Annotated in this window: 21 protein-coding genes and 1 pseudogene; 3 read left to right on the top strand and 19 right to left on the bottom strand. The window is 42.5% G+C overall.

Going from position 1 to position 24,134, the window contains the following annotated elements; all coding sequences use genetic code 11:
- The first annotated feature begins 51 nt into the window (after window positions 1–51).
- Window positions 52–2,202: an LTA synthase family protein gene (locus N8O80_RS08090; protein ID WP_261027765.1), complete on the top strand. Its 2,151-nt coding sequence runs from the start codon at window positions 52–54 to the stop codon at window positions 2,200–2,202.
- Between the two features lie 69 nt (window positions 2,203–2,271).
- On the opposite strand, the gene N8O80_RS08095 is transcribed toward N8O80_RS08090, so the two are convergent.
- Window positions 2,272–3,903, bottom strand: coding sequence for a hypothetical protein (locus N8O80_RS08095; RefSeq protein WP_261027767.1), 1,632 nt, complete (start codon window positions 3,901–3,903; stop codon window positions 2,272–2,274).
- Window positions 3,884–4,633, bottom strand: a complete 750-nt coding sequence (locus tag N8O80_RS08100; RefSeq protein ID WP_261027768.1) for an ABC transporter ATP-binding protein — start codon at window positions 4,631–4,633, stop codon at window positions 3,884–3,886. Before N8O80_RS08100 ends, N8O80_RS08095 begins: the two co-directional genes overlap by 20 nt.
- 177 nt (window positions 4,634–4,810) lie before the next feature.
- Here N8O80_RS08100 and N8O80_RS08105 point away from each other — a divergent pair, with 177 nt between their 5' ends.
- A complete protein-coding gene (locus N8O80_RS08105) occupies window positions 4,811–6,265 on the top strand; it encodes an alpha-amylase (RefSeq protein WP_261027770.1) in 1,455 nt (484 codons plus the stop codon).
- 89 nt (window positions 6,266–6,354) lie between these two features.
- On the opposite strand, the gene alaS is transcribed toward N8O80_RS08105, so the two are convergent.
- The 10 genes and pseudogenes from alaS to budA all read right to left on the bottom strand — a co-directional run bounded on the left by alaS (window position 6,355) and on the right by budA (window position 16,597).
- Complete coding sequence (gene alaS / locus N8O80_RS08110) at window positions 6,355–8,973, bottom strand: alanine--tRNA ligase (RefSeq protein WP_020901513.1); 2,619 nt, start codon at window positions 8,971–8,973, stop codon at window positions 6,355–6,357.
- Window positions 8,974–8,993: 20 nt separating this feature from the next.
- The gene (locus N8O80_RS08115) at window positions 8,994–9,479 is read right to left on the bottom strand and encodes an LURP-one-related/scramblase family protein (protein ID WP_020901514.1); all 486 of its coding nucleotides are present in this window, start codon (window positions 9,477–9,479) and stop codon (window positions 8,994–8,996) included.
- Between the two features lie 274 nt (window positions 9,480–9,753).
- Window positions 9,754–9,993: pseudogene (locus N8O80_RS08120) on the bottom strand (hypothetical protein).
- 151 nt (window positions 9,994–10,144) lie between these two features.
- Window positions 10,145–11,215: an ABC transporter substrate-binding protein gene (locus tag N8O80_RS08125; RefSeq protein WP_061590278.1), complete on the bottom strand. Its 1,071-nt coding sequence runs from the start codon at window positions 11,213–11,215 to the stop codon at window positions 10,145–10,147.
- The gene (locus N8O80_RS08130) at window positions 11,212–11,985 is read right to left on the bottom strand and encodes an ABC transporter permease (protein ID WP_120718651.1); all 774 of its coding nucleotides are present in this window, start codon (window positions 11,983–11,985) and stop codon (window positions 11,212–11,214) included. The genes N8O80_RS08125 and N8O80_RS08130 overlap by 4 nt, the downstream gene beginning before the upstream one ends.
- Window positions 11,982–12,788 carry an ABC transporter permease gene (locus N8O80_RS08135; protein WP_261027774.1) on the bottom strand — a complete coding sequence of 269 codons (807 nt, stop codon included), beginning with the start codon at window positions 12,786–12,788 and terminating at the stop codon, window positions 11,982–11,984. Before N8O80_RS08135 ends, N8O80_RS08130 begins: the two co-directional genes overlap by 4 nt.
- On the bottom strand, window positions 12,769–13,926 hold the full coding sequence (locus N8O80_RS08140) for an ABC transporter ATP-binding protein (RefSeq protein WP_000742900.1): 1,158 nt from the start codon (window positions 13,924–13,926) through the stop codon (window positions 12,769–12,771). The genes N8O80_RS08135 and N8O80_RS08140 overlap by 20 nt, the downstream gene beginning before the upstream one ends.
- 159 nt (window positions 13,927–14,085) lie before the next feature.
- Window positions 14,086–14,991, bottom strand: coding sequence for a UDP-N-acetylmuramate dehydrogenase (gene murB / locus N8O80_RS08145; protein ID WP_084925818.1), 906 nt, complete (start codon window positions 14,989–14,991; stop codon window positions 14,086–14,088).
- Window positions 14,992–15,103: 112 nt separating this feature from the next.
- On the bottom strand, window positions 15,104–15,856 hold the full coding sequence (locus tag N8O80_RS08150; protein WP_261027775.1) for a YhfC family intramembrane metalloprotease: 753 nt from the start codon (window positions 15,854–15,856) through the stop codon (window positions 15,104–15,106).
- A 9-nt stretch (window positions 15,857–15,865) separates the two neighbouring features.
- Window positions 15,866–16,597: an acetolactate decarboxylase gene (gene budA, locus N8O80_RS08155; RefSeq protein ID WP_004259844.1), complete on the bottom strand. Its 732-nt coding sequence runs from the start codon at window positions 16,595–16,597 to the stop codon at window positions 15,866–15,868.
- Window positions 16,598–16,738: 141 nt separating this feature from the next.
- On the opposite strand from budA, the gene N8O80_RS08160 reads away from it, so the two are divergent.
- A complete protein-coding gene (locus N8O80_RS08160; protein ID WP_120770363.1) occupies window positions 16,739–18,010 on the top strand; it encodes an aminotransferase-like domain-containing protein in 1,272 nt (423 codons plus the stop codon).
- A gap of 126 nt (window positions 18,011–18,136) precedes the next feature.
- Here N8O80_RS08160 and N8O80_RS08165 read toward each other — a convergent pair whose 3' ends face one another.
- The 7 genes from N8O80_RS08165 to N8O80_RS08195 all read right to left on the bottom strand — a co-directional run bounded on the left by N8O80_RS08165 (window position 18,137) and on the right by N8O80_RS08195 (window position 24,029).
- Window positions 18,137–18,952 carry an ABC transporter substrate-binding protein gene (locus N8O80_RS08165; protein WP_261027778.1) on the bottom strand — a complete coding sequence of 272 codons (816 nt, stop codon included), beginning with the start codon at window positions 18,950–18,952 and terminating at the stop codon, window positions 18,137–18,139.
- 157 nt (window positions 18,953–19,109) lie between these two features.
- The gene (gene phoU, locus N8O80_RS08170) at window positions 19,110–19,763 is read right to left on the bottom strand and encodes a phosphate signaling complex protein PhoU (RefSeq protein ID WP_000946458.1); all 654 of its coding nucleotides are present in this window, start codon (window positions 19,761–19,763) and stop codon (window positions 19,110–19,112) included.
- Window positions 19,764–19,774: 11 nt separating this feature from the next.
- Window positions 19,775–20,533: a phosphate ABC transporter ATP-binding protein PstB gene (gene pstB / locus N8O80_RS08175; protein ID WP_000133484.1), complete on the bottom strand. Its 759-nt coding sequence runs from the start codon at window positions 20,531–20,533 to the stop codon at window positions 19,775–19,777.
- Window positions 20,534–20,545: 12 nt separating this feature from the next.
- Window positions 20,546–21,349, bottom strand: a complete 804-nt coding sequence (pstB, locus tag N8O80_RS08180; RefSeq protein WP_020900241.1) for a phosphate ABC transporter ATP-binding protein PstB — start codon at window positions 21,347–21,349, stop codon at window positions 20,546–20,548.
- A 10-nt stretch (window positions 21,350–21,359) separates the two neighbouring features.
- A complete protein-coding gene (gene pstA, locus N8O80_RS08185) occupies window positions 21,360–22,244 on the bottom strand; it encodes a phosphate ABC transporter permease PstA (protein ID WP_000543046.1) in 885 nt (294 codons plus the stop codon).
- Complete coding sequence (gene pstC / locus N8O80_RS08190; protein WP_001070903.1) at window positions 22,234–23,151, bottom strand: phosphate ABC transporter permease subunit PstC; 918 nt, start codon at window positions 23,149–23,151, stop codon at window positions 22,234–22,236. Before pstC ends, pstA begins: the two co-directional genes overlap by 11 nt.
- Window positions 23,151–24,029: a phosphate ABC transporter substrate-binding protein PstS family protein gene (locus N8O80_RS08195; RefSeq protein ID WP_049486872.1), complete on the bottom strand. Its 879-nt coding sequence runs from the start codon at window positions 24,027–24,029 to the stop codon at window positions 23,151–23,153. Before N8O80_RS08195 ends, pstC begins: the two co-directional genes overlap by 1 nt.
- Between the last annotated feature and the right edge of the window lie 105 nt (window positions 24,030–24,134).

Consider the following 24,134-nt stretch of genomic DNA (forward strand, 5'->3'; position numbering starts at 1 on the left):
AGTTTTAAAAAATGGTATACTAATACTAATAAAAACTTAGGAAGTGATTGTGTGAGAATCAATTTTAACAAAATCCAAAAAGCCATTGGTACCAGACTGGGTTTTGTCCTAACCCTTTTAATCCTCTATTGGCTCAAAACCTTATTAGCCTATACCGTTGACTTTAATTTAGATATTCAATTGGGCAAGCTGCAAGGAAATTACCTTGCCTTTATCGCCTTTTTCAACCCCCTTCCTTTGGGCCTCCTTCTACTAGCTCTCGCCCTCTATGCTCGGTCAACCAAGGTCTTTTACAGTCTCAGTATAGCTATTTACAGCCTTTTATTCATTTGGCTCTATTCCAATGTCTTTTACTATCGAGAATTTAGTGACTTTATCACGGCTAATACCATGAAGGTCGCTAGCAAGGTGTCTGTTGGTACTGCAGAACTAGAGTTACTGCGTCCTTGGGATTTTCTCTATTTTATGGATTTCCCAGTGCTGGCTTTCCTTTTCTTTAAAAAATTCATCCAGCTGGATAGGAGATCTTTCAAATTCCGCTCGAGTGTTGCTATCACTGCTCTCTCAGCCCTGCTCTTTTCAGCTAATCTTTTCTTGGCTGAAATTGAACGTCCCGATCTCCTGTCGCGAGGATTTTCTAATTATTATGTTGTTCGTGCCCTTAGTTTGCCAGCCTTTTTAGGTTATAGTGCCAACCAATCCTACAGCGCCAACAAAGAACGTGCTAAGGCTTCTGAGACCGACCTTCAACCTATTACAGACTATATTCAAGAACATGCTGCTAAGCCTAATCCAGACTATTTTGGCCTTGCCAAAGGGAAAAATGTGATCTATCTCCACCTAGAGAGTTTCCAGCAGTTCCTACTTGACTATAAACTCAACATAGATGGAACTGAGCATGAAGTCACTCCCTTCCTTAATTCCCTCTACCATTCACAATCAACCCTAGCCTTTTCTAATATCTTTAACCAAGTCAAGGCTGGTAAAACCTCAGATGCGGAAACCATGCTGGAGACTGGTTTGTTTGGGCTTAACCAAGGTTCCTTTATGGTCAATTACGGTGGTACCAATACTCAGCAGGCAGCTCCTTTTATCCTATCAAAAAACGGCTATCAATCGAGTGCCGTCTTTCACGGTAATATCGGGACCTTCTGGAATCGAAATACGACCTATAAACAATGGGGCTACCAATACTTCTTTGACGCAGCCTATTTTACTAAGCAAGACAGTAGCAATTCTTTCCAATATGGTTTGAATGATAAAATCATGATGAAAGATTCTATCCAATATCTGGAGCACTTGCAGCAGCCTTTTTATGCCAAGTATATCACGGTGTCCAATCACTATCCCTATGCTAGCAATCTGACAGGCAATGAGCTTGGTTTCCCACTGGCCAAAACCAAAGATGAAACGATCAATGGCTACTTCCAAACGGCTAACTATCTGGATAGTGCTATTAAGTCCTTCTTTGACTATCTCAAAGAAAGTGGCCTCTATGAAAAATCCATCATCGTCATCTACGGAGACCATTATGGCATTTCTAATTCCCGCAATCCTGACCTGGCTCCCTTGATTGGCAAGACTTCTGAGAACTGGTCGAATTACGACAATGCTATGTTGCAACGAGTGCCTTTTATGGTGTTCATGCCTGGCTATGAAAAAGGACAAATCATCAATACCTACGGTGGACAAATCGATATCTTACCGACTCTCGAACACCTCCTTGGTATTGAGTCCAATTCCTTCCTTCAAGTTGGCCAGGACCTTCTGTCTCCAGATCATCAAGAAATCGTTGCCTTTCGGACTGCCAATTCCTTCGTTACACCAAAATACACCAGTTATGACGGCCGAACCTACTATACTGAGAGCGGTCTTGAAATCAGCAATCTTGATGAACAAGCTCAGACTGAACTAGAAATCGTTCGGCAGGCAGCCAGCCAACAGCTAAAACTCAGCGACCAGATTCAAACTGGTGATTTGATACGTTTCTACCAAGCAGATCATCTTGGAAAAGTTGATACAGAAAGTATTTCTTACCTCAATTCCTTGCCAATTCTGCAAAAGATTGAGCAGGAAAAAGGTAGTCAATCAACGAGCCTCTTTAGCCAACGACAAGGCAAAACCAGTACTAACCTTTTCAAGGCACCAAGTTACCAAGAACTCCACCCAGAGTCGGCTGAAGCTGAATCAAAATCACAATAAAAAATGCTCTTCCGCCTTGGAGGAGCATTTCTTTTTTAAAATTTATCAAGCAAGCGATCAACTAGCTTATCATTTTTCTATTTCTGCCAATATGCGTGACAGGTAGTAATGATAGCCAAAAATAGCAAGAGCAAGCAAGAGGATAAGAACTCCTACTCCCAAGCTAATGGCAAGGATAGTAGAGAGAGACTGAACCAAGAATAAGCTCCCTATTACAAGGGCCATTAGGATTGCACTATAAATAAACAATAAAACTATTGCTACTATACGATTTGAACGGTTCACCAAGTCCGTAATGCTACTCCAATTGGTTGACAGATTTTTCACGTCCTTAAAGTAATTGTGGTAAGAAAGGATGACACTGGCAAGGACCCATGTCGCAAGAAGGTAAATCATCGAAAGGATGGGCAAGCCTAGATATAGAGAAAGACCAAGTAACGTCAGAATTGGTAAAAAGGACTGGACAGCAAATATAATCCAAAATTTCACTTTCACATAACGAGCAAAGTCAAAGGGTAAACTCTTAAGAAAATCAACATTTTCCCTCTCCAAGGACAAGGCAATTGAATGCAGGCTGGTAATATTGTTATTGACAACTGCTATAAACAATCCTATAAAAAACAAGGGTAACCAGTATGGAGGATGAATATCTGGAACTATCTGAGAATCTCGAATTTTGGAAATCAGACCGATCATCATGAGATAAGGAAGAAAAGCACTTGTAAAAAGCACTGTAATCACGCCAGTCCCCTGTCCCAAGAGGGTGAGGTGGTAGCGTAAAACCATGCGGAAAAATCCCTTTTTAGTAGTTGAAATTCTCTCCTTACTGTGACGTTCTTTCTTGACCTTCTCCTCACTGTTAAGCAGAATCACGTCATAAAAACGAGGAAAAACCTTCTTTTTGCTCAAGTAAAGCAGGAAGAGTGTTAGTCCTATCCAAGCGAGCAGACCCAGGATGGCTTCTTTCGAAAAAGGCTCCACTGCTATTTTGTAAAAGAGATGAATAGGATAAAGAAGAGGTGGAATGTCTCTAACTCTGTCAACTATAACTCCAGAAGTCGACTGTAGAAAGAAGACAAATATTAAAGGTATGAGAACCCCTATCCCAATCATCACATTCGAAAAAATAGACTGATACTTTCTGAAGACCCTAGTCTGAGCCAAGAAATGTACTGCCACTACCATCACTAAAGTAACAGAGACAAATAATAAGGTCAAGGACAGTAGCATCAAAGGCAAGCCTAGCCAAAGAGAAGGTGCTAGCCTAATATAGAGGACTAGAAAATAAGCTAGGATTGGTACAATTCCAGGCAGAGCTGGCAAGAGGACAGACAGTCCTTTAGCGATTATAATCTCTGATTCTTTAAAGGCATAGGGCCTATAGGAGACCAGGTCCTTACTCTCATAAAAGACATTGTAAAAAGCTGTTAAAGAAGTTGAAAAGGCAATCACTAGTAAAATAGCAACCATGAAGCTAAAATAAACAGGCATTTCCTCAAAAGGAAAACGAAAGGCTATATTTATAAACATGAAAAGCATCAAGAGACTAGAAAAAATGTAAGAACTTAGGACTCTAGCGGAAACATTTACTTTTTTCCCAGGATTCTTAGCCTGCTTCTTTCGTAGGTTAGCCAGATTAGCTTCTTGAGATGAATAGAGGATATTGATATCAACTAATTTTTTAATGACCTTGAGACGCATCTGAAACCTCCTCTTTTCTACCAGCAAGGCTAAGATAGATACTTTCTAAAGACTGGTCTGGGTGGTCTTTTCTCAAGTCCTCTACGCTACCACAATAGATCAAATGCCCCTTTTTCAAAATGGCAATCCGATCACAGACTTGCTCTGCCACCTCTAGGACATGGGTTGAAAACAAGACCGTCTTGCCTTTTTGTGCATGTTCCTTCATCATCTGCTTCAAATCAAAGGCAGCCTGGGGATCCAAACCAGTCAAGGGTTCGTCCAAGACCCAAATATCGGGATCGGACAAGAGTGCTCCGATGACAAAGACTTTCTGACGCATTCCGTGAGAAAGAGTTTCAATAACCTGATAACGATTTTCAGCAAAATCAAAAACGTTCAATAGCCTAGCTAGACTAGTCTCCAAGTAAGAGCTAGTCAGATCATAGGATGAAGCAATCAATTCCCAAAATTCATTAGCCGTTAAGCGTAAAAATAAGTCAGGCGAGTCCGCTACGTAGCCAATCTTCCGTTTAATAGCCAAGCGATTTTCCGATAACTCCTGACCGTCTACCAAAATACGACCACTGCTGGGTGAAATGATACTGACTAAGGATTTTATAGTGGTCGATTTTCCAGCCCCATTATGGCCAATCAAGCCCATAATCTCTCCATTTTCAATCTGCAGATTGAGATTGCTCAAGGCCTCTTTATCACCATACAACTTACTAACATTTTGAAATTCAATCATGAGAAATCTCCTCTCTTTATCTATGTAATTCACTATAATTATAGCGCTTTCATTTTAAAAATCAACATTTTATATAAAATAGTCAAAAACTTATTATTCAGTTTTACGCAAACGTTTGAGCTAACCGATACTTTATGATAGAATAAAGAACAAGATTGACAAGTAAGAGGAAACATCATGCAAAATCAAACAATCATGCAATACTTTGAATGGTATCTGCCCCATGACGGCCAGCACTGGACGCGTCTGGCTGAAGATGCTCAACACCTAGCTGATCTCGGTATCAGTCATGTCTGGATGCCACCAGCTTTCAAGGCTACCAATGAAAAAGATGTCGGCTATGGTGTCTATGACTTATTTGACCTTGGAGAGTTCAACCAAAAAGGGACTGTCCGCACCAAGTATGGTTTCAAAGAAGACTATCTTCAAGCTATTCAAACCCTAAAAGCGCAGGGAATTCAACCTATGGCCGATGTGGTGCTCAATCACAAGGCTGCTGCTGATCATATGGAAGCCTTTCAGGTTATTGAAGTGGATCCTGTAGACCGTACAGTTGAACTTGGGGAACCCTTCACCATCAATGGCTGGACTAGCTTTACCTTCGATGGTCGCCAAGATACCTACAATGACTTCCACTGGCACTGGTACCACTTCACCGGTACAGACTATGATGCCAAACGCCGCAAGTCTGGCATTTATCTCATCCAAGGAGACAACAAGGGTTGGGCAAATGAGGAATTGGTCGATAATGAAAACGGTAACTATGACTACCTCATGTATGCCGACCTAGACTTTAAACATCCTGAAGTCATCCAAAATATCTATGACTGGGCTGACTGGTTCATGGAAACGACTGGTGTAGCTGGTTTCCGCTTGGATGCCGTTAAACACATTGACTCTTTCTTCATGAGTAATTTTATCCGTGATATGAAGGAAAAATACGGTGAGGATTTCTATGTTTTTGGTGAATTCTGGAATCCTGACAAGGAAGCCAATCTGGACTATCTTGAAAAAACGGAAGAACGATTCGACCTTGTTGATGTTCGTCTCCACCAGAATCTCTTTGAAGCCAGTCAAGCTGGCGCAAACTATGACCTTCGTGGTATTTTCACAGATAGCTTGGTTGAACTCAAACCATACAAGGCTGTAACCTTTGTCGACAACCACGATACCCAACGTGGTCAGGCTCTTGAGTCTACTGTTGAAGAATGGTTCAAACCTGCAGCCTATGCCCTCATTCTATTACGCCAAGACGGCCTTCCATGTGTCTTTTACGGAGACTACTATGGGATTTCAGGGCAGTATGCTCAACAAGATTTCAAAGAAGTCCTTGACCGCCTCCTAGCTATCCGAAAAGATTTGGCTTATGGAGAACAAAATGACTACTTTGATGATGCTAACTGTATCGGTTGGGTACGTTCAGGTGCTAAAAATCAATCCCCAATCGCAGTCTTGATTTCAAATGACCAAGAAAATAGCAAATCAATGTTTGTCGGCCAAGAATGGGCTAACCAAATCTTTGTAGATTTACTTGGAAACCACCAAGGTCAAGTTACAATTGATGAGGAAGGTTATGGACAATTCCCAGTCTCAACTGCTTCGGTAAGTGTCTGGGCAGCTAATACAATCTAATAGCTAATGATAATCAAGCCAGATCCAATCGGATTTGGCTTTTTGGCATTCACATAAAGACCTACCCAAATGGATAGATCTTTATTTTCTTATAATTTACCTGCTACTGCATCCAACAATTCTTGGATCTTAGCTTGGTTGCTTCCTCCTGCCATGGCCATGTCTGGTTTACCACCACCACGTCCATCGACGATTGGTGCCAATTCTTTGACAAGGTTTCCTGCATGAAGGTCTTTTGTCTTGCTTGCTACAAGGACATTGACTTTGTCACCGATAGCAGCAACAAGGACAAGAAGATCAGAGTAATCTTTTTGTTTCCAGTTATCCGCAAAGGTACGAAGAGCACCAGCATCAGATACAGATACTTGGCTAGCAATGTAACGGTGACCATTGACTTCCTGAACATCCTTGAAGATATCGCCTGCGGCTGCAGCTGCGGCTTTTTCTTTCAACTCAGCATTTTCTTTTTGCAATTGACGAAGTTGTTCTTGAAGTCCTTCTACCTTGTGAGGTACTTCCTTGACTTGAGGTGCTTTCAAGGTTGCTGCGACAGCTTTAAGAGCGTCTTCTTGTTCACGGTAGGCTTCAAAGGCTTCCTTACCAGTCACTGCCAAGATACGGCGAGTTCCTGAACCGATACCTTCTTCTTTGACAATCTTGAAGAGGCCAATTTCAGAAGTGTTGCCAACGTGGGTACCACCACAAAGCTCGATAGAGTAGTCACCGATAGTAACAACACGGACTTCCTTGCCGTATTTCTCACCAAAGAGAGCCATAGCTCCCATTTCTTTAGCAGTGTCAATATCCGTTTCAACTGTCTTCACTTCAAGAGCTTCCCAGATTTTCTCGTTGACTTGCTGCTCAATCGCACGCAATTCTTCAGCAGTTACAGCTTGGAAGTGGGTAAAGTCAAAGCGAAGGAATTCAACTTCATTAAGAGATCCTGCCTGAGTTGCATGGCTTCCAAGGATATTGTGAAGGGCAGCGTGAAGCAAGTGAGTCGCAGTGTGGTTTTTCATGACACGGTGACGACGATTTGTATCAATTGCCAAGGTATATTCTTGGTTCAAGGCAAGCGGTGCAAGAACTTCAACCGTGTGAAGTGCTTGTCCGTTTGGTGCTTTTTGAACATTGGTCACAGTAGCTACAACCTTGTCTGACCCATCCAAAATTTGTCCATGGTCAGCGACCTGTCCACCCATTTCAGCATAGAATGGAGTCTCTGCAAAGATAAGTGAGGCAGTTCCTTCTGACACAGCTTCTACTCCTGCATTGTCAGCCACGATAGCCACCAATTTAGAAGATAATTGGCTAGCATTGTAGTTGAAGACACTTTCTACAGTGATGTTTTGAAGGGTTTCATTTTGCATACCCATTGAACCACCTTTAACAGCTGACGCACGCGCGCGTTCTTGCTGTTCTTTCATGTCTGCTTCAAATCCTTCACGGTCAACAGTCATCCCAGCTTCTTCAGCGATTTCTTCAGTCAATTCAACTGGGAATCCATAAGTGTCATAAAGTTTGAATACATCTTGACCAGCAATGACAGATTGACCTTTTTCTTTCAAGTCAGCTACAATGCCTTGGGCAAAGTGTTGACCTGAGTGAAGGGTACGAGCAAATGATTCTTCTTCGCTCTTAACGATTTTTTCGATAAAGTCACGTTTTTCAAGAACTTCTGGGTAGTAGCTTTCCATGATTTTTCCAACCGTTGGAACAAGTTTGTAAAGGAAAGGCTCGTTGATACCCAATTTTTGACCATGCATAGAAGCACGACGGAGTAAACGACGAAGGACATAACCACGACCTTCATTTCCTGGAAGGGCACCATCACCGATAGCAAATGAAAGTGAACGGATGTGGTCAGCGATAACCTTAAAGCTCATGTTATCGCCATCTTGGTCATAAACCTTACCAGACAATTTCTCCACTTCACGGATGATCGGCATGAAGAGGTCCGTTTCAAAGTTGGTCTTAGCCCCTTGGATAACGGCCACCAAACGCTCCAAACCAGCGCCCGTATCAATATTCTTGTGTGGCAATTCCTTGTATTCGCTACGAGGAACAGCAGGATCTGCGTTAAATTGTGACAAAACGATGTTCCAGATTTCGATGTAACGGTCGTTTTCAATATCTTCTGCAAGCAGGCGAAGTCCAATATTTTCTGGGTCAAAGGCTTCCCCACGGTCAAAGAAAATCTCTGTATCAGGTCCAGAAGGTCCTGCACCGATTTCCCAGAAGTTGTCCTCGATTGGAATCAAGTGACTTGGGTCCACTCCTACTGCAATCCAGCGGTTGTAAGAATCTTTATCGTCTGGATAGTAGGTCATGTAAAGTTTCTCAGCTGGGAAGTCAAACCATTCTGGGCTTGTCAAAAGCTCATAAGCCCAAGTGATCGCTTCGTCACGGAAGTAATCCCCGATAGAGAAGTTCCCCAACATTTCAAACATGGTATGGTGACGTGCAGTCTTCCCTACGTTTTCAATATCGTTGGTACGGATAGCCTTTTGGGCATTGGTAATACGTGGATTTTCAGGGATAATAGTCCCGTCAAAGTATTTCTTAAGGGTTGCTACCCCAGAATTAATCCACAAAAGTGTTGGATCATTTACAGGAACCAAGCTGACTGATGGTTCTACAGAGTGACCTTTGGTCGCCCAGAAATCAAGCCACATTTGGCGTACTTGTGCACTAGATAGTTGTTTCATATTGTCTCCTTATTACTTGTTTAATTTGATTGGCTTTCCAGCATTTCCACATAGTCAATCGCGACACAGAGAGAAATGACTAGGTCTGCATAAGCGTCCTCAAGGACTGTTACGTTATAAGTAGAGGTCAGATGGAAGAGTTCTTTCCTGATTTCCGCGATCAACTGATCGCGATCATCCAGTAGTTTGAAATTCAAATCCCAGATATTGCCCTCGATACGAAGCCCCAGATTATCAAACTCATACTTATCTCGCCAGAAGGTCAACTTCTTACGAATGACAAAACTCGAGCCATCCCGAAGCTGAATCTCAAAACGAGGAAGCAAGGTCAAGATTTCTTTACTGATCCGACTGACCTGTTCACCATTAGCATCATAGATGGTAATGGTTTTAGGAATCTTAAAAAATGATCCCTCTACCTGATAGGCGATTTCTCCCCTGTCATCCTTGATAGCGAAGCGTTCGCCTCCAAGACGAAACTTTTGTTTGACAAGAAATGTTTTCATCAACACCTCCAAAAATCAAAAGACAAGCTCATATCACGAAGGGCGAAAAACCGCGGTACCACCTTCATTCAATGAACTTGTCATTCTCTTGTTCTTATGCAATTGTATGATTGAGTAGCATGACTTCCTAGCTTAGATGGCTCGCAGCACCGCCATTTCTCTGGACTAAGACTACTGAAAATCAATTCTCAACTTTCTTATTATAACGTTTTTTTAAGCTTGCGTCAACTGGAAATCATCTCCATTGAATCAGACCAATTCCCTACATCTCCGATTACTTTTTCTGGATATATTTTGTCTTACTGCCATTTTTCTTTTTATCCCAAGTTTTCGAATTGCTAAATATAGCTACTCAAATATTTGCAAATATAAAGAACCCTATCACCAAATGTATGGAATCAGTTGTTAGGTATTGTCGATCCAAACCATCCTTTAGAGAGAATAGTATAACAGTTTGCTGAACAGTCAAGAAGGTTGGCCAGAAACTTTTTTTGAAAAAAGTAGACACTTTCATTATTTGTTACCGCTTTCTGTAATGTTAAACTTAGTATACTACTAGGCAAGCAAATAAGCAACTATCATAGAAAAACATACAATTACAAAAATTGCCTTTTACATAAAAAAAACGAACCAGCTTGACTGATTCGTTTCGTGACTGCTAACTACTACTTCCGATACATTTTAAACTGTAGGAAGAGGTCGCTATATTTTCCTGTCCATTTATGGTCAAATTTCTCATAAACTTCTAAGTGTTTCATGGTTTCAGCATCTGGATAGAAGGCTTTATCTTCTTTTTTCTCCTCTGGGAGTAATTCCTTAGCTGGTAGGTTTGGAGTTGAATAACCGACATACTCCGCATTTTTAAGAGCATTTTCGGGTTTCAACATAAAGTTGATAAAGGCATAGGCGGCATCTTGGTTTTTAACTGTTTTGGGAATGACCATATTGTCAAACCAAAGGTTGCTGGCCTCAGTTGGTACCACATAGCGTAGATTTTCATTTTTTTCTAGCATTTGGCTGGCTTCACCAGAGAAGGTCACGCCGATAGCAGCGTTATTCTGAATCATGTAGCCCTTCATCTCGTCCGCCACAATAGCCTTGATATTTGGAGTCAGTTTGTAGAGTTTGTCTACTGTCTCTTCTAACTGCTGGGTATCCTTGGAGTTGAGGCTGTAGCCGAGCGAATTGAGTCCTAGTCCCAATACCTCACGCGCCCCATCAAAAAGCATGATAGAGTTTTTATACTCTGGCTTCCAGAGATCATCCCAATGCTCAGGTGCTTCCTCTACCATGGTTTCATTGTAGACAATTCCTAAGGTTCCCCAGAAGTAAGGGATAGAGAATTTATTGCCTGGGTCAAAGGACTGGTTGAGGAACTCTGGCCCGATATTTTCAAGACCTTCAAGTTTTGAATAGTCAAGAGGTACCAAGAGGTCTTCGTCCTTCATCTTATTAATCATGTATTCACTAGGAATGGCAATATCGTAGGTCGTTCCACCCTGCTTAATCTTGGTGTACATGGCTTCGTTGGAATCAAAGGTCTCGTACTGTACTTGGATTCCTGTTTCTTCTGTGAATTTCTCCAAGAGTTCTGGATCGATATAGTCACCCCAGTTATAGATAACCAGTTTTTGACTATCTCGGCTATTGATTTTACTGTCTAGATGCGTCGCAATTCCCCACAAGACCAGGATAATCGCTACAATTCCTGCTAAAAATGAATAGAGTTTTTTCATGCTTGCTCCTCCTTCTCACGTGAGATAAAGTAATATCCAACAACTAGGATAATACTAAAGAGAAAGACAAGGGCAGACAGGGCATTGATTTCTAAGGAAATCCCCTTGCGAGCACGAGAGTAAATCTCGACTGATAGGGTTGAAAAGCCATTTCCCGTTACAAAGAAGGTCACGGCAAAGTCATCTAGCGAATAGGTAAAGGCCATGAAATAACCTGCAATGATAGACGGTGTCAGGTAAGGAAGCATGATTTCCTTAAACATCTGAAATTGACTGGCTCCCAAGTCATAGGCTGCATGAATCATATCGCCGTTCATTTCCTTAAGACGTGGCAAGACCATCAAGACCACGATAGGAATGGAGAAGGCCACATGACTAGAGAGAACGGTCAAAAAACCAAGTGAAAACTTGAGTTGGGTAAAGAGAATCAAGAAGCTGGCACCAATCATAACGTCAGGCGCAACCATGAGGATATTATTGAGAGATAGAAAGGCTTCTTGGTATTTCTTACGAGACTGGTAGATGTAAATAGCACCAAAAGTCCCGATAATGGTCGCAATCAAGGCTGACAGGAAGGCCAATAAAAAGGTCTGAGTCACAATCAACATAAGGCGACCATCGTTAAACATGGTTTTAAAATGGCTCAAGCTAAAGCCTGTAAAGCTATTCATGTCGTTGCCTGCATTAAAGGCGTAGCCAATCAAGTAAAAAATCGGCAGGTAGAGGACAAGAAAGACCAGTCCCAGATAAAGATTGGCAAATTTTTTCATCGTTCTCTCCTTTCCTTGGTCACCCACATGGTGATGAACATGGTCAGGATGAGAATCACACCGATGGTAGAACCCATACCGTAGTTGTCATTGGTTAGGAAGTTCTGCTCAATGGCTGTCCCCAGAGTAATAACGCGGTTCCCACCAATCAAACGAGTCAGCATGAAGAGACTCAAGCTTGGAATAAAGACCGACTGAACCCCACTTCTCACGCCGTTCATAGACAGAGGGAAGATGACATGACGGAAGGTCTCCCACTTGGTCGCACCCAGGTCATAGCTGGCATTGATGAGATTGTTATCCATATCGTCCAAGACATTGAAAATCGGCAAAATCATAAAGGGAAGCTCGATGTAGCTTGCGACAAAGATAAAGGAGAAATCGGTAAAGAGCAACTGTTGCGAACCGATTCCGATAAATTCCAAGAATTGGTTAATAGAGCCATTCTGACCAAAAATCCCGATAAAGGCATAGGCCTTAAGGAGCAAATTAATCCAGGTAGGCAGGATAATCAGCATGAGCCAGAGTTGACGGTGCTTGAGACGGGTCAAAAAGAGGGCCGTTGGATAGCTGATAAGCAAGGTCACAAAGGTCACAATCCCTGCATAAAGTACAGAGTTAAAACTCATTTTGAGATAGGTTAAGTTTTGTGACGCAAAGTAGGATTTATAGTTTTCTAAACTAAAATGGCCTTCAATGTTGAAAAAGGATTGACCGAAAATCAATACCAAGGGTGCCAATACAAAGAGGGCAATCCAGAGCATGTAGGGCACTACAAAGAGTTTAGAGCTTGTTTTCTTCATCTCTTTCCTCCTCGATTGCATTGATCAAACCTGCTTCTTGCTCTTCGATTTCTACGTACTCCTCAATACGAGCATCGAACTCTTCTTCGGTTTCGTTGAGACGCATGATGTGGATGTCTTCTGGTTCAAAGTCCAGACCGATTTCCTCACCAACGATGGCCTTACGAGTTGAGTGGATCATCCATTCATTGCCAAGTTCGTCATAGGCGATAATCTCATAGTGAACCCCACGGAATAGCTGGGTATCGACCTTAACTTGGAGCTTACCTTCTTCAGGAAGGGTAATGCGCAAGTCCTCTGGACGAATCACGACTTCGACTGGCTCGTTTGGCTTCATCCCACCATCGACCGCTTCGAAGCGTTTGCCGTTAAACTCAACCAAGTAGTCCTCAATCATGGTTCCTGGCAAGATATTTGACTCACCGATAAAGGTGGCAACAAAGTGGTTGATTGGCTCATCGTAGATGTCCACAGGTGTTCCTGACTGGACAATCTCGCCATCATTCATAACGAAAATCCAGTCACTCATGGCAAGTGCTTCTTCCTGATCGTGAGTAACAAAGACAAAGGTAATACCCAATCGTTGTTGTAGTTCACGCAGTTCGTACTGCATGTCTGTTCTTAATTTCAAGTCCAGCGCTGATAAAGGCTCGTCCAACAAGACCACACGGGGTTGGTTGATGATGGCACGGGCAATAGCCACACGCTGACGTTGTCCCCCAGAGAGTTTACGAATGGAACGTTTTTCGTAACCTTCCAACTGAACCATCTTGAGAACTTCCGCTACGCGCTGCTCGATTTCTTTCTTGTCAATTTTACGCAAGCGGAGTGGAAAGGCAACATTTTCAAACACATTCATATGTGGAAACAAGGCATAGGATTGGAAGACCGTATGGACGTCTCGCTTGTTGGTTGGGATGTCATTGATGCGGACACCGTCCAGTAAAATATCTCCTGTCGTCGCATCCAGTAAACCTGCAATGATGTTTAGGATAGTTGATTTCCCTGAACCAGATGCGCCTAGAAGGGTATAGAATTTCCCTTCTTCCAACTCAAAGTTGATATCTTTGAGAACCTTGGTGTTGCTGTCTTCAAAAACTTTAGAGACGTTTTTGAATTCAATAATTGGTTTTTTCAATTGTCATTTATTCCTTCTTTTTCATAGATTAACAGATCAGGGCTCTGTCAGGCCGCTACTACCTCGCGTAGGAGATTGAACTGCCTACATTCTTCTGCACTGACGATAGGCTTTCACCCCCTTTCCATGACATAGCAGCAGCTTTTCAACTACAGCTTCCTACTTGCTTTCACCCAAGATACGAACTTCTCTCTCAAGAGTAACGCCAGAGTGTTCCTTGACTTTTTCGATAACAGACTCAATCAAGTCCTCGTAGTCTTTAGCCGTTCCATCAGCAACATTGATCATAAAACCTGCGTGCTTTTCAGACACTTCTACGCCACCGATACGATAGCCTTTCAAGCCAGCTTCTGAAATTAATTGACCTGCAAAATGCCCTACTGGACGCTTAAAGACCGAACCACAAGATGGATATTCTAAAGGTTGCTTGAGTTCACGTAGATGCGTCAAGCGATCCATTTCTTGCTTGATAACCTGATGGTTTCCTGGAGCAAGGGAAAATTTAGCTGACAAGACAACTGCACCAGACTCCTGAATGGCTGAATGGCGGTAACCAAAAGCCAAATCTTTTGCAGACAGGGTCTCGATTTCTCCATCCTTGGTCAAGACCTTACAAGACTGCAAGATGTGGGCAATCTCACCACCATAGGCACCTGCATTCATAAAGACAGCACCGCCGACGCTTCCTGGAATGCCACAAGCAAACTCAAAGCCAGTCAAACTATGACGAAGGGCAATGCGAGTTGTTTCAATCAAGTTGGCACCAGCTTCAGCTTCAATGGTATAACCATCAACGGAAACATTATTGAGCTTGTCACACAAGATGACAAATCCACGAATCCCACCATCACGAACAATGATGTTGCTGGCATTCCCAAGAACCATCCAAGGGATATTTTCTTGATTGGCAAATTTGACAACGCGCGCCAACTCAAAACGATTTCGTGGAAAGACCAAATAATCGGCCTCTCCACCTACTTTTGTATAACTATAGCTATGCAAGGGTTCCTTGAAACGGATATCAATCCCTTCTAAGATTTCAAGCATTTTTTCTTTTACTGACATGACACTCTTCCTTTTACAAAATTCATTCCATTATACCATTTTTAAGACCATTTGACGACCCTAAAAAATCTTGGGCTTATTTTAAACAAAAAAAGAGGTTTCCCCTCTTTTCTTATGATTTTTTGCAAAAGATTGCCTTAGTTCCATAGGCAACTAGGATCAGTTCAACTAGTAGAATAACTTCAACCAAGACTGGACTTGTAATCCATCCTACTTGAGCTAGAGATGGAGCTAGGTCAAAGAAGGCATGTAGACCATAGGCTGCTAGGAGATAAATCCATTTCTTCCGGCGAACAGCTTGGTAAACCCAAACAGTCAAAAGTAATTGAAAACCTAGCGCCAAAATTCGCTCAAAACCAAGCAAATAAATCTGCCAGACAGAAAGTGACTGAATGGTTTTTAACATATTTTCAGACAGCAATTGCATAACCTGTGGATTTTGCGTTTGAACTGCTGAGAGAACGATGTAGAGATTAAGCAAACTAGCAAGACCTAGGAAAATCAACTCCAAGCCACCATGCCCCAATCCATAAGCCAAGGCATCTGCCTTTTCCAAACTTCTCTTTTTCTCCAACCATTTGAAAAAAATAAGACGAGCTGTTTCCTCAAAAAATGCTGCCATGGCTAGGCCATAGATGATATAGACAAGTGGATGATCCTGCAAGAGGGCAATACTACCGTCTTTTTGAGGATGTAAAACCAAAATATGCACCAGTTTTTCTAAAATCTGTGAAGAGAGAAAGAAGGCAACAGCCCCCAAGCCCAAGACAGCTAGATTGATCTGGTATTTCTTTTTGGCATACCAAATACTCCCAATCAGAAAAGCTAGCAACAGTACTATGCTAATAATGATATGAATGGTCATTTTCTTCTCCTATTCTGCCTTTTCAATATCTTTTTTCATCTCATCAACATTGAACTTGGCAAACAAGTATTGGCGATCTTGGACTGGGAAACGCTGGTCCAACTGATCAACTGCTCCCACCTCGATGATTCCTTCTTTTATGACAAAGTCCATGACATGCCCACCGAAGGTCAAATCATCTGAGATGAAGTGTAGATGATAGCCTGCCACACTGACTCCATGGAAAATCTCTGGCGTCCAGAAACCAACGATGGTTCCTGCTACATTGTCTCGACGATATTCAGGTTGATGGGTTGCGACCTCAGCAAACTTGGTATCTGGTGTCGACTTGGGAATCATACGCACATGCATATGCGAAAATTCCCCACGAATCTTGATAGAACGGAAAAGATTTTCCCCGTCATAATAAGACTCAATTCGTTCTTCCAATTCCTTGTCTGTCATCTCAAAGCGCTGGCGGAAAATAACTTCTGCCTGATGTGGTACTACTGCTGCATAAGGAATAAGGGCATCTGGTGATACTTCCACAATTTCTGGCTGATCTCCTGATCCTTTGGCCTGATAAGCCTTGCCATCCAAGACAATCAATTCCCCATCAATAGAATCCAAGGTTCCCAAACCAAGGTCACCATGCTCCAGCAATTCTCCTACTGTCATGGTACCACCATAAAGGCCTGCCATCAAAGCTCCAAGGGTATTGTATTGAAATAATTTCACTGGTTCCTGCACGTTCTTATCCATTCACTTTCTTGTCTGTTATTCTATAAATGTTACTCCTAAGTATACCACATTTGCCCCTAGATGTGAACGATAGAAACACTCTAGACATTGCCAAGAAGGAAAAAAAAAGGTACAATGTAACAAAATCAAGGGAGGTCTGGAATGAAGAAACAAAGCAAGTACCAAGAGGTCGTTTCCTATCTGAAAAATAGTATCGAGTCTGGGCGCTTTCCAACGGGAAGTCGCCTGCCTTCTATCCGTCAACTGAGCCTTGACTTTCACTGTAGCAAGGATACCATTCAACGAGCCCTACTGGAATTACGACACGAACAATACCTCTATGCCAAGCCCCAGAGTGGCTATTATGTCCTAGAACAAGGGCAACATCAAGATCTAGAAATCGAGGTTACGGACGAACATGCCAGCGCCTATGACGATTTCCGACTCTGTGTCAATGAAACCTTAATTGGCCGAGAAAACTACCTCTTCAACTACTATGACAACCAAGAAGGTTTAGAAGACTTAAGACAATCCATTCATAAACTGCTCTTTGACCAAGCCCTCTACTGCAAGGCTGATCAACTTGTACTGACTTCTGGAACCCAGCAAGCCTTGTTTATCCTTTCTCAAATATCTTTTCCTAGCCAAGCCAAGGCAATCTTGGTGGAACAGCCGACCTACCATCGGATGAATCGTCTCTTGATTGCTCAAGGTCTGGACTATCAAACGATTGAACGAGGCATTGATGGGATTGACTTGGAGGAACTGGAAGGCCACTTCAAAACAGGAAAAATTAAGTTTTTCTATACCATTCCTCGCTTCCACTATCCTCTGGGGCATTCCTATTCTGAGCAGGACAAACGAGCTATTCTTGACTTAGCTGCCAAGTATGGTGTCTATATCGTAGAGGACGACTATTTGGGGGATTTGGACTCCAAGAAGGGCCAGACCTTCCACTATCTAGATACAGAGGAGCGCGTCATTTATATCAAGTCCTTCTCAACCAGCCTCTTTCCAGCCCTGCGGATTACGGCACTCATTCTGCCAAATGCTATCAAAGAAGCCTTTGTGGCCTACAAAAATATCCTAGACTACGACAGCAACCTCATCATGCAAAAGGCCTTATCACTCTATATTGACAGTCAATTATTTGAGAAAAATCGTCTGGCTCGCTTGTCCAATCAGGAAACTTACCAAAAACAAATCGAGGAAATCTTAACTAAAACACCTTGTCCCCTTCCTCATTATCCCCTACACGATGGTTTATTGCTCGATCTCAGACAGTATCCTAAAATCGCCAGCCTAAAACACAGTCAGCTGAAATTGGACTTCTTTGAGGAGGCTTACTTGGATGCCTGCCCTTATCAATTTGCCAAGGTATCCTTAGAAAATCTGGAAAAGGTTTTAAACTATTTAAAAGCAGAATTGGATTGACTTCCAACTCTGCTTTTTTCTTATACTCTTCGAAAATCAAATTCAAACCACGTCAGCGTCGCCTTACCGTACTCAAGTACAGCTTGCGGCTAGCTTCCTAGTTTGCTCTTTGATTTTCATTGAGTATTATTCTTCAACTTCTGTTAAGGTTGCCGCTTTTTCAAGATATTTTTGGTAGGTGCCGTCATCCTTGAGTTTTTGGATGACCTTGTCCACCACTTCTTTCAAATCAGCACTATTTTTTCTTAGAGCAACTGCATTGGCTTCACCGTCCTTCATCTTCAAGCTGACAGTTGCGACAGCTAGGTCAGCATTTTTAGCAGCGTAGCTAAGGGCAACTGGCTCATCCATGTGAACAGCATCTACTTTTCCAGCCTGTAATTCATTAACAGCTTCACCCATATTGGTTAGGGAAGTCAGCTGAGCTTTTGGCAATTGTTCCTTGACCATAGACTCTGGAACAGTCCCTTTTTGGGCCGCAATATTAGCACTTTCAAGGCTAGTTAAATCCTTGTATTTTTCTACATCAGCCTTACGAACCAAGAAACTAATCTTGTTTTCATAGTAAGGGATTGAAAAATCAAAGACTTCTTTTCTCTCGTCAGTAGCGCTAATTCCCGCAACTGCTAGGTCAGCCTTACCAGTTTGAAGACTGGTCAAGACATTATCAAAACTCATGCTTGAAATTTCCAACTTCACCCCAAGTTCATCAGCAATAGCCTGGGCCATATCAATATCCGCACCGACTACCTGATTTTTCCCGTCAACTAAGGATTGGAATTCAAAAGGTGCATAGTCAGGACTAGTCGCCACAACTAATTTCCCCTTTTGCTTAATGGCCTCAACAGCTGACTGCGAACCATTAGAACCCGACTGGCAAGCTACTAAGAAGAAACTTGCAAGAAAACTACATAAAGCAAATATCCATTTTTTTGATTTCATAAATAAACAACCTCTCTGTTAATTTTGTATAATTATAACTCTATCCAAGTTGCTTGTCAAGTGTTTTTTGAATTTTTATCTTAAAAAAATTTTTTTAATTCAATAAAAGGAGCTATCAATTGATTTCAAGTTCCTTTTTATACAGAATGAATCTATTTTATAGTTCGACAATCTTACCTGTTTCAAAGTAAACAACCCATTCACAGATATTTTTGGCATAGTCTCCAATACGTTCCAAGAAGGCAATCACTTGGAAATAATCACGACCTGTAACGATGGCATCAGGATTTTTCTTGATTTCTTCTGTAGCCAAATCACGAATGCTATCAAAGTAATGGTTGATTTTTTCGTCCATGGCTGCTACTTCATAGGCCTGGTCTACTGAACCATTCAGATAAAGTTCAAGGGCTGCTTCGACAAAGTTCTTGACATCGCGACCCATTCTCTTGATTTCTTCTTCAACAGCTGGGATGCGTTGCTCTCCCTTCATACGAATTGCCGCCTTGGCAATGGAAACGGCATGGTCACCCATACGTTCCAAGTCAGATACGGCTTTTAAGACTGTTAGAACAGTACGCAAATCTTGAGAAACTGGTTGTTGAAGAGCAATCATTTCAAATGATTTCTTTTCCAATTTCACTTCGTATTCGTTTACTTCTGCATCGTCTTCGATGACTTCCTTGGCCAAATCACGGTCATGCGTAACAAAGGCACGCACCGTACGATTGATTTGGGATAGCACTTCTTGTCCCATAGCATAGAACTGGTTGTGCAATTTCTCCAAATCTTCTTCAAATTGAGAACGTAACATCATTTATCTCCTTATCCAAATTTTCCTGAAATATAATCTTCTGTTTCCTTGTGTTGTGGGTTGAGGAACATCTTCTTGGTATCGTTAAACTCAATCAAATCTCCATCTAGGAAAAATCCTGTCTTGTCAGAGATACGAGAGGCTTGTTGCATGGAACGCGTAACCAAGAGCATGGTGTATTTATCTTTTAGACCATACAAGGTTTCCTCAATCTTACCGGCCGAGATAGGGTCCAAGGCTGAAGTCGGTTCATCCAAGAGAATGATTTTAGGACTGGTTGCCAAGACACGGGCAACACAAACACGTTGTTGTTGTCCACCTGAAAGCCCGATAGCTGAATCATGCAGGCGATCCTTGACCTCATCCCAGATAGAAGCTCGTTGCAAGGCTTTTTCTACTGCTTCATCCAGAACCTGCTTGTCCTTCACTCCATTGATACGCAGCCCGTAGACAACATTTTCGTAGATAGACATAGGGAAAGGGTTCGGCTGTTGGAAAACCATACCGATTTCCTTCCGCAATTCAACTGTATCTGTACGTGGGCTGTAGATATTGTGGCCGTTGTAAACCACCGAACCAGTTGTGGTTACCTCTGGATTGAGATCCCCCATGCGGTTGATAGCCTTTAGGAGGGTTGATTTCCCTGATCCAGATGGACCGATCAAGGCTGTAATTTCCTTAGGTTGGAAAGATAGGGAAACGCTATTCAAAGCCTTTTTTTGATTGTAGTAAACGGACAGGTCTGATACCTGTAAAATCGCTTCTGTCATACTGTTTCCTTTCTATCCAAAGTGTCCTGTCACGTAGTCATTGGTTGACTGTAGTTTGGCATTTTGGAAAATATTAGAGGTCTTATCGTACTCAATCAAGTCGCCCAAGTAGAAAAATCCTGTGTAGTCACTAGCACGCGCAGCCTGCTGCATACTGTGAGTCACGATGATGATGGTAAAGTCCTTCTTCAATTCCAGCATCGTTTCTTCCAGCTGGGCTGTCGCAATCGGATCCAAGGCTGACGCTGGTTCATCCATTAAGAGGATATCTGGTTTAACAGAGATAGCACGAGCAATACAGAGACGTTGCTGCTGACCACCTGATAGGGTCAAGGCTGATTTGTGTAAATCGTCTTTGACCTGGTCCCAAAGGGCAGCCTGACGAAGAGAGGTTTCCACAATTTCATCCAAGACTTGCTTGTCCTTAACCCCTGCACGTTCATGAGCAAAAGTAATATTGCGGTAGATAGACTTGGCAAAGGGATTTGGGCGTTGGAAGACCATTCCGATGTGTTTACGCATCTCATAAACATTGATTTCTGGACGGTTAACATCAATCCCTTGGTAGAGGATTTGACCTGTTACCTTGGCAATATCAATGGTATCATTCATACGGTTGAGACTGCGGAGGTAGGTTGATTTTCCTGAACCAGATGGGCCAATTAAGGCAGTAATTTTATTTTTTTCAAATTGCATATCGATGCCCTTGATGGATTCTTTTTTACCGTAGTAAACATGTAAATCCTTAGTAGAGAGGGCCACTTTCTCTTCAGGAAAGGTGATGATATGCTTTTCATCCCAATTATATTTTGACATGGCATCTCCTTTAGGCAGCGGTTAATTTCTTATGTAGGTAGCTTCCAAGTTTGCGGGCTCCAAAGTTAAAGATGAGGATAAAGATGAGGAGCACGGCCGCAGAACCTGCTGATACGATGGTTCCATCTGGAATAGTACCTTCACTATTGACTTTCCAGATGTGGACAGCCAAGGTTTCTGCTTGACGGAAGATAGAGATTGGGCTAGTCACACTGAGAATATTCCAGTTAGACCAGTCTAGGGCTGGAGCGGATTGTCCTGCTGTATAGATGAGAGCAGCCGCCTCACCAAAAATACGACCAGAAGCTAAGACGACCCCAGTCACAATACCTGGAAGGGCTTCTGGAATGACCACATGGACCACTGTCTCCCAGCGAGAAATTCCAAGGGCCAAGCCGGCCTCACGTTGCGTATGGTGAACGTGTTTCAAGCTGTCTTCAACATTACGAGTCATCTGAGGTAAGTTAAAGACTGTCAAGGCCAAAGCACCTGAAATGATTGAAAATCCATACTCAAACTGAACTACAAAGATCAAGTAACCAAAGAGACCTACAACCACAGATGGCAATGAAGACAAGATTTCAATACAGGTTCTGACAAAGTTGGTCACAGGACCTTTTTTGGCGTATTCAGCTAGGAAAATCCCAGCTCCCATAGACAAAGGCACAGAGATAATCAAGGTAATGACCAAAAGGAAGAAGGAATTATAAAGCTGAATTCCAATCCCTCCACCTGCTTGGTAAGAAGAGGATTTGCCAGTCAAGAAAGACCAAGAGATGTGGGGCAAACCACGAACCAAGATATAAAGAATCAAGGATGCCAAGATGGCAACGATAATTCCTGCAATTGAGTAGAGGACAGCTGTTGCAATTTTATCTAATTTCTTAGCGTGCATAGTTTTTCTTTCCTCTTTCTTTCGTAATCAATTTAATCACACTGTTGAAGGCCAAACTCATCAAGAGCAAGACTAAGGCCAGTGACCAGAGAACGTTATTATCAACTGTTCCCATAACGGTATTTCCGATACCCATGGTCAAAACAGACGTCAAGGTCGCAGCAGGTGTTGTCAATGAAGTTGGGACAACGGCTGAGTTTCCGACGACCATCTGAATGGCCAAGGCCTCACCAAAGGCACGCGCCATCCCAAAGACCACTGCTGTGAAAATCCCTGAACGCGCTGCTTTCAAGGTCACGCGCCAGATGGTTTGCCAACGAGTGGCACCCATAGCCAAACTAGCTTCCCGGTAGTGACGAGGCACCGCACGCAAGCTATCGGTTGTCATAAAGGTTACCGTCGGTAAAATCATGACAAAGAGAACGAAAATCCCTGACAAAATCCCAAAACCAGTCCCACCAAAGACACTACGGACAAAAGGAACTACGACCTGCAAACCGATAAATCCATACACGACGGAAGGAATCCCAACTAGCAATTCAATGGCTGGCTGCAAGATTCTAGCACCTTTTGGTGAAACTTCAGTCATAAAGACTGCCGCACCAATGGCAAAAGGAGTTGCGATCAGGGCTGATAGGATTGTGACAATAAAGGAACCCAAAATCATAGGAAGGGCACCAAATTGTTTACCTGAAGGATTCCAAGTTTGGCCAAAGAGAAAATCAAAGATATTGACCCCATTGACAAAGAAGGTCGACAAACCTTTTTGGGCTACGAAGATCAAAATCATAGCCACGATGATAACAATCAAAGACAGACAAGCAAAGGTCAAGCCTTTTCCTAATTTCTCTAGACGAGAGTTCTTTGAGGGAGAAAGTAATTTTTTAGCTAATTCTTCTTGATTCATTAGTGACTCCCTTCTAGTGCTGTCACCGTTCCGACAGCATCTTTTTCAACCTTCATTTCCTTGACAGAAATATAGCCCATTCCCTTAACGATTCCGCTTTGCGCTTCATCAGAGAGGACAAAGTTGAGGAATTCTGCCACCAATTCATTTGGTTGGCCTAGGGTGTACATGTGTTCATAAGACCACAAAGGCCAGTTATTGCTTGTAACATTTTCTGCAATCGGCTCATAGCCATTCAACTTCATGCGTTTAACCGAGTCATCCACATAGGCAAAGGCTAGGTAAGAAATGGCTCCTGGTGTCTGAGAAACAATGTTTTTAACCATCCCATTTGAATCCTGTTCTTGACTCTGCACGGCAGATTGACCATCCATGATAACACTATCAAAGGTTGCACGTGAACCTGAACTTGCCGCGCGGTTGATAATGGAAATGGCTAGGTCTTTCCCACCGACTTCTTTCCAGTTGGTCACTTGACCTGTGAAGATGCTACGGAGTTGTTCAGTTGTCAGATTTTCAACATCAACTTCTTTGTTTACAATGACTGCCAAGCCCGCTACGGCTACCTTATGGTCCACTAGAGCGGATGCGTTGATACCGTCTTTTTCCTCGGCAAATACGTCTGAATTTCCTACATCAACGGCTCCAGACTGAACCTGAGACAGACCTGTACCAGATCCGCCACCTTGGACGTTAACTGTTTTTCCAATGTGCATAGAGCCAAATTCATCTGCTGCTGCTTCGACCAAGGGCTGAAGAGCCGTTGAGCCAACAGCTGTCATGGATTCCCCACGATCAATCCAGCTAGCACATCCCGCCAAAGAACCTGCCAGCAAAAGAGCTGCAAGGGATAGAGCGAGTTTTTTCCTTTTTTTCACTGTTTTTCTCCTTGAAAATAATGGTGAATGCTGTGAATTTTTTCAACTATTTATTTATGTTTTTCTTTTTTAAAATTGGGAGCCAACTGAAGTTCTTATACTCAA

Origin of the sequence: Streptococcus mitis, from assembly GCF_946190155.1 — a bacterium.
Taxonomy (GTDB): domain Bacteria; phylum Bacillota; class Bacilli; order Lactobacillales; family Streptococcaceae; genus Streptococcus; species Streptococcus mitis_CL.